Annotated in this window: 10 protein-coding genes and 2 pseudogenes; 5 read left to right on the top strand and 7 right to left on the bottom strand. The window is 59.6% G+C overall.

What is annotated here, in order from left to right; all coding sequences use genetic code 11:
• Positions 1-148 precede the first annotated feature (148 nt).
• Positions 149-1,330 (top strand): alkane 1-monooxygenase, encoded by a 1,182-nt coding sequence (locus tag ACIQ3A_RS05180; protein ID WP_396430688.1) that lies wholly within the window; start codon positions 149-151, stop codon positions 1,328-1,330.
• Between the two features lie 119 nt (positions 1,331-1,449).
• On the opposite strand, the gene ACIQ3A_RS05175 is transcribed toward ACIQ3A_RS05180, so the two are convergent.
• The 3 genes from ACIQ3A_RS05175 to ACIQ3A_RS05165 form a co-directional block, all read right to left on the bottom strand.
• The gene (locus tag ACIQ3A_RS05175; RefSeq protein ID WP_396430687.1) at positions 1,450-2,142 is read right to left on the bottom strand and encodes a nitroreductase; all 693 of its coding nucleotides are present in this window, start codon (positions 2,140-2,142) and stop codon (positions 1,450-1,452) included.
• Positions 2,143-2,330: 188 nt separating this feature from the next.
• Complete coding sequence (locus tag ACIQ3A_RS05170; protein ID WP_108406698.1) at positions 2,331-2,564, bottom strand: thioredoxin family protein; 234 nt, start codon at positions 2,562-2,564, stop codon at positions 2,331-2,333.
• A 21-nt stretch (positions 2,565-2,585) separates the two neighbouring features.
• The gene (locus ACIQ3A_RS05165) at positions 2,586-3,698 is read right to left on the bottom strand and encodes a permease (protein ID WP_396430686.1); all 1,113 of its coding nucleotides are present in this window, start codon (positions 3,696-3,698) and stop codon (positions 2,586-2,588) included.
• Between the two features lie 401 nt (positions 3,699-4,099).
• Here ACIQ3A_RS05165 and ACIQ3A_RS05160 point away from each other — a divergent pair, with 401 nt between their 5' ends.
• The 4 genes from ACIQ3A_RS05160 to ACIQ3A_RS05145 are packed head-to-tail and all read left to right on the top strand — an operon-like array spanning position 4,100 to position 8,142.
• The gene (locus ACIQ3A_RS05160) at positions 4,100-4,477 is read left to right on the top strand and encodes a PepSY domain-containing protein (RefSeq protein WP_396430685.1); all 378 of its coding nucleotides are present in this window, start codon (positions 4,100-4,102) and stop codon (positions 4,475-4,477) included.
• 24 nt (positions 4,478-4,501) lie between these two features.
• On the top strand, positions 4,502-4,978 hold the full coding sequence (locus tag ACIQ3A_RS05155) for a DUF2271 domain-containing protein (protein ID WP_396430684.1): 477 nt from the start codon (positions 4,502-4,504) through the stop codon (positions 4,976-4,978).
• A 10-nt stretch (positions 4,979-4,988) separates the two neighbouring features.
• A complete protein-coding gene (locus ACIQ3A_RS05150) occupies positions 4,989-7,196 on the top strand; it encodes a PepSY domain-containing protein (RefSeq protein ID WP_396430683.1) in 2,208 nt (735 codons plus the stop codon).
• Positions 7,177-8,142: an FAD:protein FMN transferase gene (locus ACIQ3A_RS05145; RefSeq protein ID WP_396430682.1), complete on the top strand. Its 966-nt coding sequence runs from the start codon at positions 7,177-7,179 to the stop codon at positions 8,140-8,142. The genes ACIQ3A_RS05150 and ACIQ3A_RS05145 overlap by 20 nt, the downstream gene beginning before the upstream one ends.
• A 230-nt stretch (positions 8,143-8,372) precedes the next feature.
• Here ACIQ3A_RS05145 and ACIQ3A_RS05140 read toward each other — a convergent pair.
• The 4 genes and pseudogenes from ACIQ3A_RS05140 to ACIQ3A_RS05125 all read right to left on the bottom strand — a co-directional run.
• Positions 8,373-9,362: pseudogene (locus tag ACIQ3A_RS05140) on the bottom strand (DUF3387 domain-containing protein); the annotation flags it as partial.
• 66 nt (positions 9,363-9,428) lie between these two features.
• Positions 9,429-11,585, bottom strand: a pseudogene (locus ACIQ3A_RS05135) (type I restriction endonuclease subunit R); the annotation flags it as partial.
• Positions 11,582-13,066, bottom strand: a complete 1,485-nt coding sequence (locus tag ACIQ3A_RS05130) for a winged helix-turn-helix transcriptional regulator (RefSeq protein WP_396430681.1) — start codon at positions 13,064-13,066, stop codon at positions 11,582-11,584. The pseudogene ACIQ3A_RS05135 and the gene ACIQ3A_RS05130, both read right to left, overlap by 4 nt.
• The gene (locus tag ACIQ3A_RS05125; protein WP_396430680.1) at positions 13,063-13,677 is read right to left on the bottom strand and encodes a hypothetical protein; all 615 of its coding nucleotides are present in this window, start codon (positions 13,675-13,677) and stop codon (positions 13,063-13,065) included. Before ACIQ3A_RS05125 ends, ACIQ3A_RS05130 begins: the two co-directional genes overlap by 4 nt.
• Positions 13,678-13,848 lie beyond the last annotated feature (171 nt).

Below are 13,848 nucleotides of genomic sequence, written 5' to 3'. Positions count from 1 at the left end.
ATTAGAACCTGCCCGGTTGGCGATGCCGTTCGCCACACCACCGAAAGCCTGGCGTGCCAAATCGCGGAGAATGAAGCCATCAGAGGCAAGACTTCATGCACCACACATCTCAAAAGACATTCCCCAGAGAAAGCTTGGGCGTTCAGCCATGAGCACCCTGGCCGCCCCGCCAAGCCCCCCGTGGCATGACAAGCGTTGGCTGTGGCTGTTCAGCCCGGCCATTCCGCTGGTATTCACGGGCTCGCTGCTGGCGTTTCTGTGGAGCGGTCAATGGTGGTGCCTGCTGTTTGCACCCACCTTCGTCCACGTCCTGATGCCCCTGCTTGACCTGGTGTTTGGCGAAGACTTCAGCAACCCACCAGAGTCAGCGATCGAACCACTCGAGCAAGATGTTTTTTACCGCCAGCTGGTCTGGGCTTATGTCCCCTTGCAGCTTGCTGGCACTGTTTTTGGCGCCTGGTTGGCGACCACCCAGGCCTTGCCCTGGTACGCCTATGTGGCATTGGTCTTGTCGGTGGGCTCGTTCAACGGCATAGGCATTGGCACTGCCCACGAGTTGGGCCACAAAAGGGAAAGACTGGACCGCTGGATGTCCAAGATCGCTTTGGCCCCCAGCTTTTACGGTCACTTTTATGTGGAACACAACCGTGGCCACCACAACCGGGTAGCCACCCCTGAAGACCCGGCCAGCGCCCGCATGGGCGAGAGCTTTTGGGCATTTTTACCACGCAGCGTATGGGGCAGCTTGCGCTCAGCCTGGGCACTGGAAAAAGAACGACTCAGCAAAAAAGGCACGCCTGTCTGGCACATCGACAACGACAACCTGCAGGCCTGGGCTTTGTCTGTCTTTTTTTTCGGCGGTCTGCTAGCCTGGTTGGACTGGCCCGTGTTGGTCTTTCTTGTTTTGCAGGCACTTTATGCGGCCTCCATGCTGGAGGTGGTGAACTACATTGAGCACTACGGTCTGTTGCGTCAAAAGGATTCGGCCAACCGCTATGTGCGTTGCGAGCCCGAGCATTCCTGGAACAGCAACCACTTGGTTGGCAACATCGTGCTTTACCACTTGCAAAGGCACTCTGACCACCACGCCCACCCGTCACGGCGTTACCAGGCCCTGAGGCACTTTGATGCGGCACCCCAATTGCCTGCAGGCTACGCCGCCATGATCACGGCGGCTTATTTGCCAAGTCTGTGGTTTGCCTTGATGGACCGCCGCGTCGTTGCGCACTATGCGGGCGATCTGGACAAAATCAACATGCAAGCATCGGCACGGCAAAAGCTTGCCACCCGTTGGCGAAAACAAGCCGCCACAAAAGACGGCCAAGTGTAAATTGTGAACGCGCTCTAGGCGCCCGACAAAGCCTCTTGGCACGCCATTGGGCCAGAGCGGCGAGACGCATGAAGCCCGCCACGCGCGTGATCAAACCGGAAAGTTTGCGGCCCCCGGCTTCAATTTGAAGGCTCAGATTCGCTGAACCCCACATAGCGGACAAAACTGGCATTGTCTTCACGCACCGACTTGACACTGTTGGCCACAAAGGAGTCATCCGGGTAGCCCATGGCAATGCAGATCATGATGTTTTGCTCATCCGGAATGCCGGCATGCTCGCGCACCACGTGCGATTGCATGATGCCTTGCCCGTTGATGACACACCCCAGGCCTTGCTCCCACGCTGCCAGCACAATGGCATGAGAAAAAGCGCCCAGGTCGAACTGGCTGATGGCAGCCGGCTCCAGGTACTTGTCATAGGTCAGCACCAGCGAGACCGGTGCATCAAATTGGCGAAAGCCGCGCATGACCCAATCCGTTCGCCGCGCTTTGTCGTCCCGGGCAATGCCCATGGCTTCAAAGAGTTGCACGGCCACGTCAATTTGGCGCTTGCGGTGCACGCCTTCATAGGCCTCGCTCATCGGGAAATCGCGCTTGGGGGGAACACCCGCCACCATGTTGTCTGAGTTGCCTTGGCGAATCCGGTCCAGCGGTTCACCGGTCAAGACATGCACATGCCAGGGCTGTGTGTTCATGGAAGAGGGCGCCCACTTGGCGACTTCAATGATGTCATCGATGAGCTTGCGTGGCACGGCTTTGGGCAAAAAGCCACGGATGCTTTTTCGGGCTTTGATCAATTGGCTGAATTGCATTTTTTGGCGTCAAGTTTTTTTGGAATGGGGCTTCCAAAAGATACTAGCATCCGCTATTTGCGCACCAGTCACCTAAAGCAACTGCGGCTTGACGCAGCGAAAAAACCGCGCCAGGGTGTTCGCCAACTCGAGGGGTTGCGTGCGCCTGTCAAATGCCATGCCTGATTTTTAAGGTTGGCCACTTGCATTCAAGCCGTCAGCCATTGTTCAACTTTGCTGCGGGACGGAACACCACCGGCATGAACCACTTTGCCATCCAAAACCACCCCAGGGGTGCTCATGACGCCGAAAGCGGCAATTTGGCGCAGTTCCTCCACTTTGCTCAAGCTGATGCTGACCCCTTTTTCTTTGGCAATTTCTTCAATGAGCGCCACTGTGGTTTTGCATTTGGCACAGCCTGTTCCAAGCACTTTGATGTCCATGACGGATCCTTGATTTGAGGTTTAACGGGTTAAGAGGATGTACGGGCCGATGTATTGGAAGAAATAGCCGATGAACACAATGCCCACCGTCACAATCCCAAAAAACAGCGCCAACAGGGGCGGGCGAACGACTTGCTTGAGCAAGATGAGCGAGGGCAGCGACAGTGCGGTCACAGACATCATGAAAGCCAGCGCCGTACCCAAGCCAACACCGCGTGCCACCATCGCTTCAGCAATGGGCAAGGTACCAAAGATGTCCGCGTACATGGGCACGCCCACCAAGACCGCCATGGGAATCGACCACCAATGGCCCTGACCCAGCGTGGCCTCAACCCATTCCTGAGGAATCCAGTTGTGGATGCCTGCGCCAATGCCCACACCCAGCAACACATACAGCCAGACACGTCGCACGATGTCCACCACCTGTTGCTTGGCGTAAACAGCCCTTTCAAGTCGGCTCAGGCTGATTTGCTCTGTCTCCAGAACGGGGGCGGCAAAAACAAAGGCCTCAATGTGGCGCTCCATCTTGGCCCGGCCAATGGCCATGCCCCCCAAGACGGCCAAAGCCACGCCCAAAGTGACGTACATGATCGCAACAGTCCAATCAAAGATGCTGGCCAGCAAAATCACCGAAGCCAGGTCGACCAGGGGAGAGGAGATCAGGAACGAGAAGGTCACACCCAAAGGCAGGCCAGCCCCCGTAAACCCGATGAACAGAGGAATCGAAGAACAAGAGCAAAACGGCGTGATGGTCCCCAGCAATGCCCCCAGCAGACTGCCCTTGAACCCCGAGAACTTACCCAGAATGGCACGTGTCCGTTCTGGTGGAAAGTAGCTTTGTATGTACGAGATTGAAAAGATCAACACCGACAGGAGGATGAAAATCTTGATGACATCGTAGATAAAGAAATGAACACTCGCCCCCACCGGTGTGCTCACGCTCAATCCAAAAATGCCTTGCACAAGCCACCTGACCCCTGACGAGAGCCACTCCATTCGGAGCAATTGGGCATTGGCCCAAGCTAAAGCGGAAATGCCCAACTGGTTTAAGCCCAGCAAAACAGCAGCGACGAGCAAGGCCAAAGCACCCCACTTGAAAATGGTGCTGTGAAAAAAAGGGGCTGTGGGGTTCATGGTCTGGACGTGTCTTGACTCTGAAGTCATGCCTGTGACGGAAGGGCAAGCCCAGTTCACCATCGGGCTATGACGGCTGCCCAGTCTGCGGCACGGCCAGGAAAACCCAATTGATTCACATCAAAGGTGGCCGTGACTTTTCAGCGATCGAAAAGCTGGGCACCAACTACTGCCCCTGCAGCAGCGCGTGATCAGCGTGTCGGCCCCTGGCGATGGAGACACCCGCAAGCAGACTTATGGGGCTGGCGGCTATACCCATCGGATGCTTGATCCAAATCAAAAACTTGACGCTATGCAGGCGCATGCTGGACAGCCCTCAACTCGAGAAGAGCCCCTCTTGCAAATCAAAGGCCATGCCGTTCAATGCGTAGCAAGACCGTACCGAGTTTAAGAAGGATCCCATGAAATACCTCGCCTCTTTGCGCCTAGGCTTGTTGGCTCTGTCACTGGGCCTGACCGCCTTGCCTGCCTCAGCCGATAAGGATTGCGATGCGCCGCTGAATCGCTGGCAGTCACGCGATGCCGTTCGGCAGATGGCCGCCGCACAAGGCTGGCAAATCCAACGCCTGAAGATCGACGACGGCTGCTACGAAGTTCGCGGCACCGATGCCCAAGGCCGCGCCTTCAAAGCCAAGATCGACCCGGAAACCCTGAAGGTTTTGAAGATGAAGCAGGGCGAGCACCGACAGGCACCCGAACGCAGTCGCGATCGCGATCGCGATGACAAAGCTGCCGCGCAGCAGGCCCGACCAAGCCAACCCGCCGGCGAGACCGAGTAAACCCCTTTTTAAAGAAGCATCACCATGACCCAACCGCTTATGACCCTTTTGGCCACTGCCTGCGCATTGGCCCTTCCCGCCATGGCACACAGTCGCCCGATCACACTCATCGCCCAGCTCAAGAACTACGGCGGCGACGGCGCTTACCTGGCGGCGTACGTGACCGATGCAAAAGGCGCTTATGTGCGCACGCTGTGGGTGGCTGGCGGCAAGGCCAAATACCACAAGCACCTGTCTGACTGGAGTCGCCTTTCGGCCGGTGACGCCAAGCGCTTGGACGGCATCACGGGTGCCAGCGTGGGTGCGGGACGCACCCTCAAAGTGAGCGCCGATCTGGCGGACGCGCTGATCGATGCGGGTTATGAAATCCGCATCGATGCCGCGGCAGAAGACATGCGAGACAGCCCGTCAGAGGTCCGCATACCGCTGTCCAAAGCGAGCGCCGGCAAGCAGCAGGCGGGCAAGCAGTACATCCAGTCCGTGACCTTGCAGCTCCCATGAAGGGACTCGAATGAGCTGGAAAGCCATACACCGCTGGCTGGGCTTGAGTATTGGCACGCTGGCTGTGGTGCTCGGCATCACCGGCGCTGTTTTGGCGATCGACCCGGTGCAGCAGGGGTGGCAGACACCCACCGCAACGAAGGATTTGACCGTGGCCACGCTGCTAGAGCGCGTCATGCGGAACGTCCCAGGCGCCGAAGAGATTCGTCACCTTCCCTCGGGGGCCATCGTGGTGTTCAGCTTTGCGGGCGACCAACCGCAGGCGTCCTACGTGGACCCTGCGGACGGGCGGGTACTGGGGGCATGGCAGCCTTCGGCGCTGCCGCGCTGGGTCAAGAATTTACACCGCTCGCTGCTGCTGGGTGATGTCGGTCGATGGGGTGCAGCGGGCATTGCGCTGGCCATGGGCGTGTTGTGCGTCTCTGCCTTGGTGCTTTTACTTCGGCGCATGGGCGGCTGGCGGCGGCTGGCGCTGCGCGTGCGCGGTTCTCTGGCGCAACGCATTCACGTGCTCACAGGCAGAGTGGTGCTCGCCGTGCTTTGCTTGACCTCGCTCACGGCGCTGACCATGAGCGCCTCAACCCTGGGATGGGTGACGCTGGACACCAGGGCCGATCCCGAGGTGCTATCGGTGGTTTCCGGTCAGCCTGCCTTGCCTGTCGCGCAAATGGCCGCGCTGCAAAACCTTGTTGTACAGGATTTGCGCAAGCTGAATTTTCCCGATGCTACCGACCCGGAGGACACCTGGCAAGTCACCACAACCCAAGGGCAGGGTTGGATCGACCGCTATTCAGGGCAGATGCTGGCCTGGCATGACACCCTCTTTGCGCAGCAGGTTTACAACCTGGCGAAGGTGCTGCACACCGGCGAAGCGGCTTGGCCCTGGGCCATTGTGCTCGGGCTCGTGGGCGCCAGCGTGCTGCTGTTCTGGCTGTCGGGTATCGTCATTTGGTGGCAAGTACGCCGCCAAGCACCTCACATCAGCGGCAACTCTCCGATGGCACAGGCCGACGCGCTCATCTTTGTTGCCAGCGAAGGCGGCAGCACTTGGGGCTTTGCCCAAACACTGCAAGACGCGCTGATCCAAGTGGGGCACCGCGTTCACACCAGCACACTGGAGAACTTTCAAACCACGGCCACCACGCAGCAGGTGTTTGTGTTGGCCGCAACCTACGGCGAAGGGCAGGCACCAGCCCATGCCAGCCACGCCTTGGCGCAGATCGCCAAGCTCAAAGCCTGCGCGGTGCCGGTGACCGTCGTGGGCTTTGGCGATCGGCAGTTCCCCGCCTTCTGCGCCTTTGCCTTGGCGCTTGAGCAAACGCTGCGCGCGCAAGGCTGGCCCGCACTGCTGCCGATCGAGTGCATCCACCAGCAATCAGGCCAGCAGTTCGCGCGCTGGGGCGATGCCATGGCGCAGATTCTTAACGAGCCCCTGCTGCTGGCGCATGTGCCGAGCACGCCACCTGCTGCGGCACTGGCGCTCATCGCTCGCCAGGACTACCCGGGTGCACCCGGCACAGCCACGGCTATATTGCGTTTTGCGTGGCCTGCACAGGGGCTGACTGCACGCCTGCTCGGGCATGGTCTGGCGCGATTTTCTGCGGGTGATCTCGTGGGCATCGTGTCACCCGGTTCGGCCGTGCCGCGTTACTACTCGCTTGCGTCGGGCTGGGAAGACGGGTTTCTTGAAATCTGCGTGCGTCAGATGCCCGGTGGCCTGTGTTCCACCCACCTGCTGGGTCTGAAAACAGGGGACACCATCAGCGCTTTCATTCGGCCTAACCCCGGTTTTGCACTGCCCGTGACGCGCAAGCCGGTGTTGCTGATCGGGGCGGGTACAGGGGTGGCACCGCTGGCCGGCTTTATTCGCCGCAACGACCGCATGATCCCCATGCACCTTTACTTTGGCGGGCGCGACCCGGCGCAAGACTTTTACTTCGGCCCCGAAATTCAACGCTGGCTGGGTGAAGGGCGCCTGGCCACACTGCAGGCGGTTTTCTCGCGTGTGCGAGACGGCGGCGGCTATGTGCAAGACGCCCTGCGACGAGACGCCGAACACGTGCGCAGTCTGGTGGCACAGGGCGCCATCGTGCGCGTGTGTGGAAGCCGCGCCATGGCGCAAGGCGTGGCACAGACCTTGGACATGCTGCTGGAGCCCATGCAGTTGAGCGTGTCGATGCTCAAAGCAAAGGAGCGTTATGCCGAAGATGTCTTCTGAGCTCGCGGCACCCTGCAAGCGCACCACCCTGCACGGTCCGAGCATGGGCACACGCTGGTCGGCCAGTGTCGACGCCGACAGCACCGTGGACCTGGTGGCCTTGCGCCAGGACCTCGCTGCTGCGGTGGAGCAGGTGGACGCGCAGATGTCACCCTGGAAACCCGACAGCGACCTCATGCGCCTGAACCGTGCCCCTTTGGACACATGGGTGGCGTTGCCTGCGAAATTGCTCGAGGTGCTGGACTGTGCACTCGATGTGCAGCGCCTGAGCGCGGGGGCGTTCGACCCCTGCGTTGGCGCGCTGGTGAATGCCTGGGGCTTTGGCGCGGTGCGGGATGCACCCGATGCGCAAGCGATCCGCGCCGTCCGCAATGCCATGCCGCGCAGTGCGGACGATCGCCTGGAGCTGGACAGGCCCGCAAGCCGCGCTCGCATGCGCGCGCCCCTGCAGCTCGACCTGTGCGGCATTGCCAAGGGTTATGCGGTCGACCGCATGGCCGCGGTGCTGCAGCAACACGGTGTGCGGCATGCGCTGGCGTCGCTGGATGGCGAGCTGCGTGCGGTGGGTGGTCAATCCAACGGAGCGCCCTGGGCCGTGGCGCTCGAACGTCCCGAGGCGGGACGCCGCGCGGTGCATGGCGTGATCGAACTGGAGGATCTGGCGGTGGCCACCTCGGGCGACTACCGACGCTTCCTGCAAGTGGGCGATGTCCACTTGGCACACACCATGGACGCGCAGCGCTGTGCGCCCGTGGACAACGCCGTGGCGTCGGTCACTGTGCTGGCGCAAACCTGCATGCAGGCGGATGCTTGGGCCACGGCCTTGCTGGTGGCAGGCCCTGACAAAGGTCTGGCCATGGCAAAGCGCATGGGCCTGGATGTGCTGTTCTTGCTGCGCCGTGCTGAAGGTTTAATCGAGCTGGGGCTGGGTCGCTTTGCCAGATAGAGATTTTCAGCACTGACGTACCAGACATGCTGCACGGCACTCGGCGCCGTGCTTTAAGGCTTGAGGGTCAACTCGTTGTGGATGCTGTGGGAGTGAAGGCCAGGAGTCTGGTCTGGGCCTAGAAACCATCTTGCAACTGCGCAGCTGAGCTTTTGCTGAACGCCCTTGACTGGGCAAGCTCATTTGGGAGTCATCGACGCGTTGTAGGCGACAAGCTCACTTGAATTGAGTTAAACAGTCCACTCATCGCCTAAGCTCTGAACCTGCTCGAGCACCAGCTCCACCGCCGCATCGGCCTGATCGGGGGGGTATTTGTATTTGCGCAGAATACGGCGAACCATCAAACGCAGCTTGGCCCGCACGCTTTCGCGCTCTGACCAATCTACCGTGAGATTCTCGCGCAGGCTTTGGGTCAGCTCCTGGGCGATCTTTTTCAGGGTTTCGTCTTGTAGCTCACGCACGGCCGACTCGTTGTTGGCCAGCGCGTCGTAGAACTTCACCTCGTCTTCGTGCAGGCCCAGCTGCTCGCCACGGTTGGCCGCTTCGCGGAACTTCTTGGCCATGGCGATCAGCTCTTGCATGACCTGCGCGGTTTCGATGCTGCGGTTTTGGTAGCGGCGAATCACATCGGCCAGCATGTCGCTGAACTTGCGGTCTTGCACCACGTTGCTGGCAAATCGGCTCTTGATCTCGCCCTGCAGCAGCCGCTCCAGCAGCTCCACCGCCAGGTTCTTCTCGGGCAGGTTTTGCACCTGAGCCAAAAAAGCCTCGTCCAGCAAACCGATGTTGGGCTTGTCTAGGCCCACAGACTGAAAGATGTCTACCACCTCGCCCGAAACCACAGCCGAATTGATGATCTGGCGTATGGCCAGGTCTCGCTCTTCGTTGCTCTTGCGCTGTGCACTGGCTTCGCGCTTGGTCAGGATCACCTTGACCGCCTGCATGAAGGCCACCTCGTCGCGGTGCGCCTTGGCTTCGGCCAAAGTGCAGCACAGGCTAAACGCATGGCTCATGGCCAGCGCGTGGTCTGCAAAGCGCTTCTTGCCGTCGCGCTCTTTGTCGGACTTGATGCCCAGCACATGGTTGGCTGCCCCCGCCAGCGTCTTGTGCCCGCCCGTCAAAAAGTCTGAGTAGTCAAAACCGTGCAGCATGGCCTGCAGCACTTCCAGCTTTTCCAGCATCACGGCCAGCGCCTCGCGCGCATCCACCGTGGGATTTCCCCGACCCTTGCTGGCCGTGTACTCCTTCATGGCGGCTTTGAGGTCTTCGCCAATGCCGATGTAGTCCACCACCAAACCGCCCTGCTTGTCCTTGAACACCCGGTTCACGCGGGCGATGGCTTGCATCAGGTTGTGGCCCTTCATGGGCTTGTCTACATACAGGGTGTGCACGCAAGGCGCATCAAATCCGGTTAACCACATGTCGCGCACGATCACCAGCTTGAGCGCGTCTTGCGGGTCTTTAAAGCGCTTTTCCAAACGCTTTTTGACCAGGCCGCTGTGGATGTGCGGGCGCAGCAAAGGCTTGTCGCTTGCGCTGCCGGTCATCACGATCTTGATCGCGCCCTGCTCCGGGTCATCGTGGTGCCAATCGGGGCGCAGCTTGACGATCTCGTTGTAGAGGTGCGCGCAAATCTCGCGGCTCATGGCCACGATCATGGCTTTGCCGTCCTGTGCGTTGTTGCGTTCTTCAAAGTGGGCTACCAGGTCGGCCGCTACGCTGGCAATGCGCGGCTCGGCCCCCACCACTTTTTCTAAAGCGGCCCAATGGCTCTTGAGTTTGGCTTGCTGGCTTTCTTCTTCATCCTCGGCCAGTTCGTCCACCTCTTCATCCAGGTGGCTGAGCTCGCCCTCATTCAGGCCCAGCTTGGCCAAGCGGCTCTCGTAATAAATGGCCACCGTGGCGCCATCTTCTTGCGCCTGCTGCATGTCATAAACATGGATGTACTCGCCAAACACCGCCCGCGTGTCGCGGTCGGTGCTGCTCACGGGCGTGCCGGTGAAGGCCACAAAGGTGGCATTCGGCAGCGCATCGCGCAGGTGTTGCGCGTAGCCTGCTTGGTACTTGCTCACCTGCTGCACAGCGTATTCGGGCGACGCAAAGTCTGCCGTGCTGGCCACGCTGGGGCCGTCACCCGTGGTGTACGCCACCGCCGGGCTTGAGCCAACATTGACCCTGCGTGACTTGAGCTTGGCCTCAAACCCATACTGCGTGCGGTGCGCCTCGTCCACGATCACCACAATGTTGCGCCGTTGGCTGAGCATCGGAAATATGTCTTCATCCTCGCCCGGCATGAACTTCTGAATGGTGGCGAAGATGATGCCGCCCGACGGCCGGTTTTCCAGCAGCTCGCGCAGCTCCTGGCGCGTGCGGGCTTGCTGGGGTTGCTCGCGCAGCAGGTCTTGGCTCAGGCTGAACACGCCCAGCAACTGGCCATCCAAATCGTTGCGGTCGGTGATGACTACGATGGTCGGGTTTTCCAGCCGGGGCTCTTGCATCACGCGGGCGGCAAAGCAGGTCATGGTGATGCTCTTGCCGCTGCCCTGCGTGTGCCACACCACGCCGCCCTTGCCACGGCGCGCAGCCTCGTCGGTGCTGGCGGCGATCACCACCTGCTTCACCGCAGCGCGCACCGCGTGAAACTGGTGGTAGCCCGCTACCTTTTTAACCAAATGGCCGTCGTCTTCAAACAGCACAAAAAACCGCAGGTAGTCCAACAAATACCCCGGGGCCAGCACGCCGCGTAACAAAGTCTCCAGCTCCTGAAACTTGCCCAGCGGGTCTAACGCCACGCCGTCAATGGTGCGCCACTGCATGAAGCGCTCTGCATTGGCCGACAGCGAGCCCATGCGGGCCTCGGTGCCGTCTGAAATCACCAACAACTCGTTGAAGGTGAACACATCGGCCACTTGTTCTTTGTAAGTCTGAATCTGGTCGTAAGCCTTCCAGATATCGGCATTCAGGTCGGCCGGGTTTTTCAGCTCAATGAGCACCAACGGCAGGCCGTTGATGAACAAAATGATGTCGGGCCTGCGCGTGTGGCGCGGCCCCTTGATGGTGAACTGCTGCACCGCCAGCCACTCATTGCGTCCGGCATCGTGCCAGTCGATCAGGCGCACAAAATCGCCGCGCGTCTCACCGTCCTTTTGATACTGCACCGGCACACCCGCCACCAACACCCGGTGAAACGCCCGGTTGCCTGACAGCAGCGCAGGTTGGCCCATGTCCAGCACCTGCTTGAACGCGTCTTCGCGGGCCGCTGCAGGCACGGACGGATTCAAGCGGTCAATGGCCGCCCGCAAACAAGACACCAAAACCACCTCACGCGTGCTGCTGCGCTCCAAGCGTGGGTCCAAATGATCGAGATCACGGGCGTTGAGCGGCGTGTAGCCGACCGAGGCCAGCCAGCCCAGGGCTTCTTGTTCGAGTTGGTCTTCGGTCATTTCAATACTTTCCAAACACCGCCCTTGGCAGGCCCAACACGTTCCAGCCAGCCTTCCTGACGCAATGCTTTGATGGCACGCTCAACAGCGCTTTCTGATTTACCCAAAGCTTGGGCGATCTGAGGAAAGGCCAAACTGCCGTCAGACCTGAGCAACGCCAAGATGTCTCTCTGCGTTTTCCCCGGCGTTTTCCCCGGCGTTTTCCCCGGCGCCCAGCCCATCGTCAGCACCGATTGGTCATAAGGCTCAAACGATTCAGTCAATTCCAGCGTATGCCCTTCGCCCTGCCAGCTGGCCAAAATTCGGGGCAGGCCAGAGCCAGCACGCTCGCCCAAGTTGATCATCAAAAACATCTGTTGCAGCGTGCGGGTGCGGCAGTCACTCTCGCCACCTTTGAGCGCCTGCGCCACCGGCACGCGCAAAGCGCCAGGGTTGCGAAACTCAAAACCCGATGGCCTCCTGATCACTCGCACCGAAGCCCGGTCTGAATAATAGGCATGCACCAGCGTGTTCACCAGCGCCTCGCGCAACGCCTGGTGAATGGGCGTGTCGTCCACCCGCGTGTCTCCCTTCAAGGCAAACGGCACTTTGAGGTCGGCCGTGAGTTTACGAATGACCTTGCGGTAAAAGTCGAAAACATTGCCCGACCAAGTGCCATCTGGCACCACACGGTCCAGCCAGCGCACTTCCGTGTCGGGCGCATCAGCTTGCTCTTGGTAATCCACAAAATAAAGCGGCGCACATTCCATGATGGCGGGCCATTGTCCAAACATCAGCACCCCGGCCAAAGTCAGACCGCTTTCGCGTGTCTCGCGGTCATGACGCCAGGCCCCTAGCAAACGCAAAAACTGGGTGTCGTCTGTGCCCACCCATGGGTGGCCAGGCTTGTGGCTGGCAAACTGGTTGCGGTAAGCATGCAGACTTTCAAGATCCAAGTCGGCCAAGCCAAAGCGGTTGCAAATGCGGGTATCTCGGCTGTCTTGCACCTGCTCGGCCAACATCCGCTTGACGGTGTCATCGTCACATTTGCGGTCACCGTCGTTCAAGCGGCGGTAGGTGTTGCCCAATGGCTGGCCGTTTAAAAAAACAGGTTTGTCTTTGCGAGCCGCTTGCGGCACGCGCACGGCCAACTCGGTCTGCCCATCCAGCACCATCTCTTGCACATCGGCATCGCTCAAAAGATTGGTGCTGACCTTGCCAGGATTGTTCAGGTTGTTGAACAACTCGGCCCGCACCTTGGCCGGATCGTTGAGTCCAGCCACGCTGAACACACCCGTCTTCTCACAAATACCCAACAGCACAACGCCGCCATGCGCATTGGCCATGGCCGAATACGTGGGCCAAAAATCCTTGGGCACTTGGCCCCGACCACTGGCACCTTGGGCAGCCTTGCACTCCAGCTCGACCCCTTCGCGCAGCGGCGTGTAGCCTACCGAGGCCAGCCAGCCGAGGGCTTCTTGTTCGAGCTGGTCTTCGGTCATGCCAACGATTCTTCAAGTTGGTCGACTTCTGGCAATTGGAGCTGGCCGGAGATTAGACGGGGTAACAGGGTGTCACGAAGCGCCGACAGCGTTTGTGCCTGCTTTTCATTTTCATGACACCGCTTATGGATCTTCAATACGATGCCCTCAAAGACATCCACGCACGAACGCTCCGGCAATAAGTAGGGCAAGCCATGAATGTGATTACGGTTGAGGCTAGGTACAGCGGAACCTGCATTGAAAGATTTGAAATCAATCAGCCTCAAAACTTCATAGGCGTAGCAAGGCGTTGCCACTTTGAATTCCTTGACCCAAAGTGTTGTGTTCAATGGCCAGAAGTCGTCCAACTCCAAAAGGACACGCCCCAACACACCTGATCGCCCCGTTACAACACCCGGCCCCTTCACCATCGTTTTGTGATGTGTCCCACTAGGCCCACTTGCTGCAATGATTGGAAAATCACCCGGCGTTCTATCTTGTGCGGGCAAATCAAAGCCCCTTTGCAACACGAGCAAATCGTCCAAACGACCAACTGTCCATCCCTTCGGAACAGCCCCCAGCTCAGACTCTTCAAAGCTGCCGGGGAACAGGGCGGCGTTGGCTTCGTCCATGCCTTCGGGGGAGTGAAGTGGACCCCGAATTTGGGACAGGTGTTTAAGTGGGACACTGTCCAAAAAACGGGTTACCAATGACTGAATCAAAAAAACGCAGAGTTCATCCGCCGGAGTTCAAGGCCAAGGTGGGACTGGAGGCGCTCGGCGGGATGAAGACCATCAATCAAA

The organism is Limnohabitans sp., from assembly GCF_044361985.1.
In the GTDB taxonomy this organism is placed as follows: Bacteria; Pseudomonadota; Gammaproteobacteria; order Burkholderiales; family Burkholderiaceae_C; genus Limnohabitans_A.
Note: the sequence above shows the minus strand (reverse complement) of the source record. Positions and strands in the feature narration are given on the sequence as shown.

Excerpts from the sequence above, each read along its gene's own strand:
- ACIQ3A_RS05180 (WP_396430688.1), top strand. The coding sequence starts at position 149 with ATGAGCACCCTGGCCGCCCCGCCAAGCCCCCCGTGGCATGACAAGCGT.
- ACIQ3A_RS05175 (WP_396430687.1), bottom strand. The coding sequence starts at position 2,142 with ATGCAATTCAGCCAATTGATCAAAGCCCGAAAAAGCATCCGTGGCTTT.
- ACIQ3A_RS05170 (WP_108406698.1), bottom strand. The coding sequence starts at position 2,564 with ATGGACATCAAAGTGCTTGGAACAGGCTGTGCCAAATGCAAAACCACA.
- ACIQ3A_RS05165 (WP_396430686.1), bottom strand. The coding sequence starts at position 3,698 with ATGAACCCCACAGCCCCTTTTTTTCACAGCACCATTTTCAAGTGGGGT.
- ACIQ3A_RS05160 (WP_396430685.1), top strand. The coding sequence starts at position 4,100 with ATGAAATACCTCGCCTCTTTGCGCCTAGGCTTGTTGGCTCTGTCACTG.
- ACIQ3A_RS05155 (WP_396430684.1), top strand. The coding sequence starts at position 4,502 with ATGACCCAACCGCTTATGACCCTTTTGGCCACTGCCTGCGCATTGGCC.
- ACIQ3A_RS05150 (WP_396430683.1), top strand. The coding sequence starts at position 4,989 with ATGAGCTGGAAAGCCATACACCGCTGGCTGGGCTTGAGTATTGGCACG.
- ACIQ3A_RS05145 (WP_396430682.1), top strand. The coding sequence starts at position 7,177 with ATGCCGAAGATGTCTTCTGAGCTCGCGGCACCCTGCAAGCGCACCACC.
- ACIQ3A_RS05130 (WP_396430681.1), bottom strand. The coding sequence starts at position 13,066 with ATGACCGAAGACCAGCTCGAACAAGAAGCCCTCGGCTGGCTGGCCTCG.
- ACIQ3A_RS05125 (WP_396430680.1), bottom strand. The coding sequence starts at position 13,677 with ATGGACGAAGCCAACGCCGCCCTGTTCCCCGGCAGCTTTGAAGAGTCT.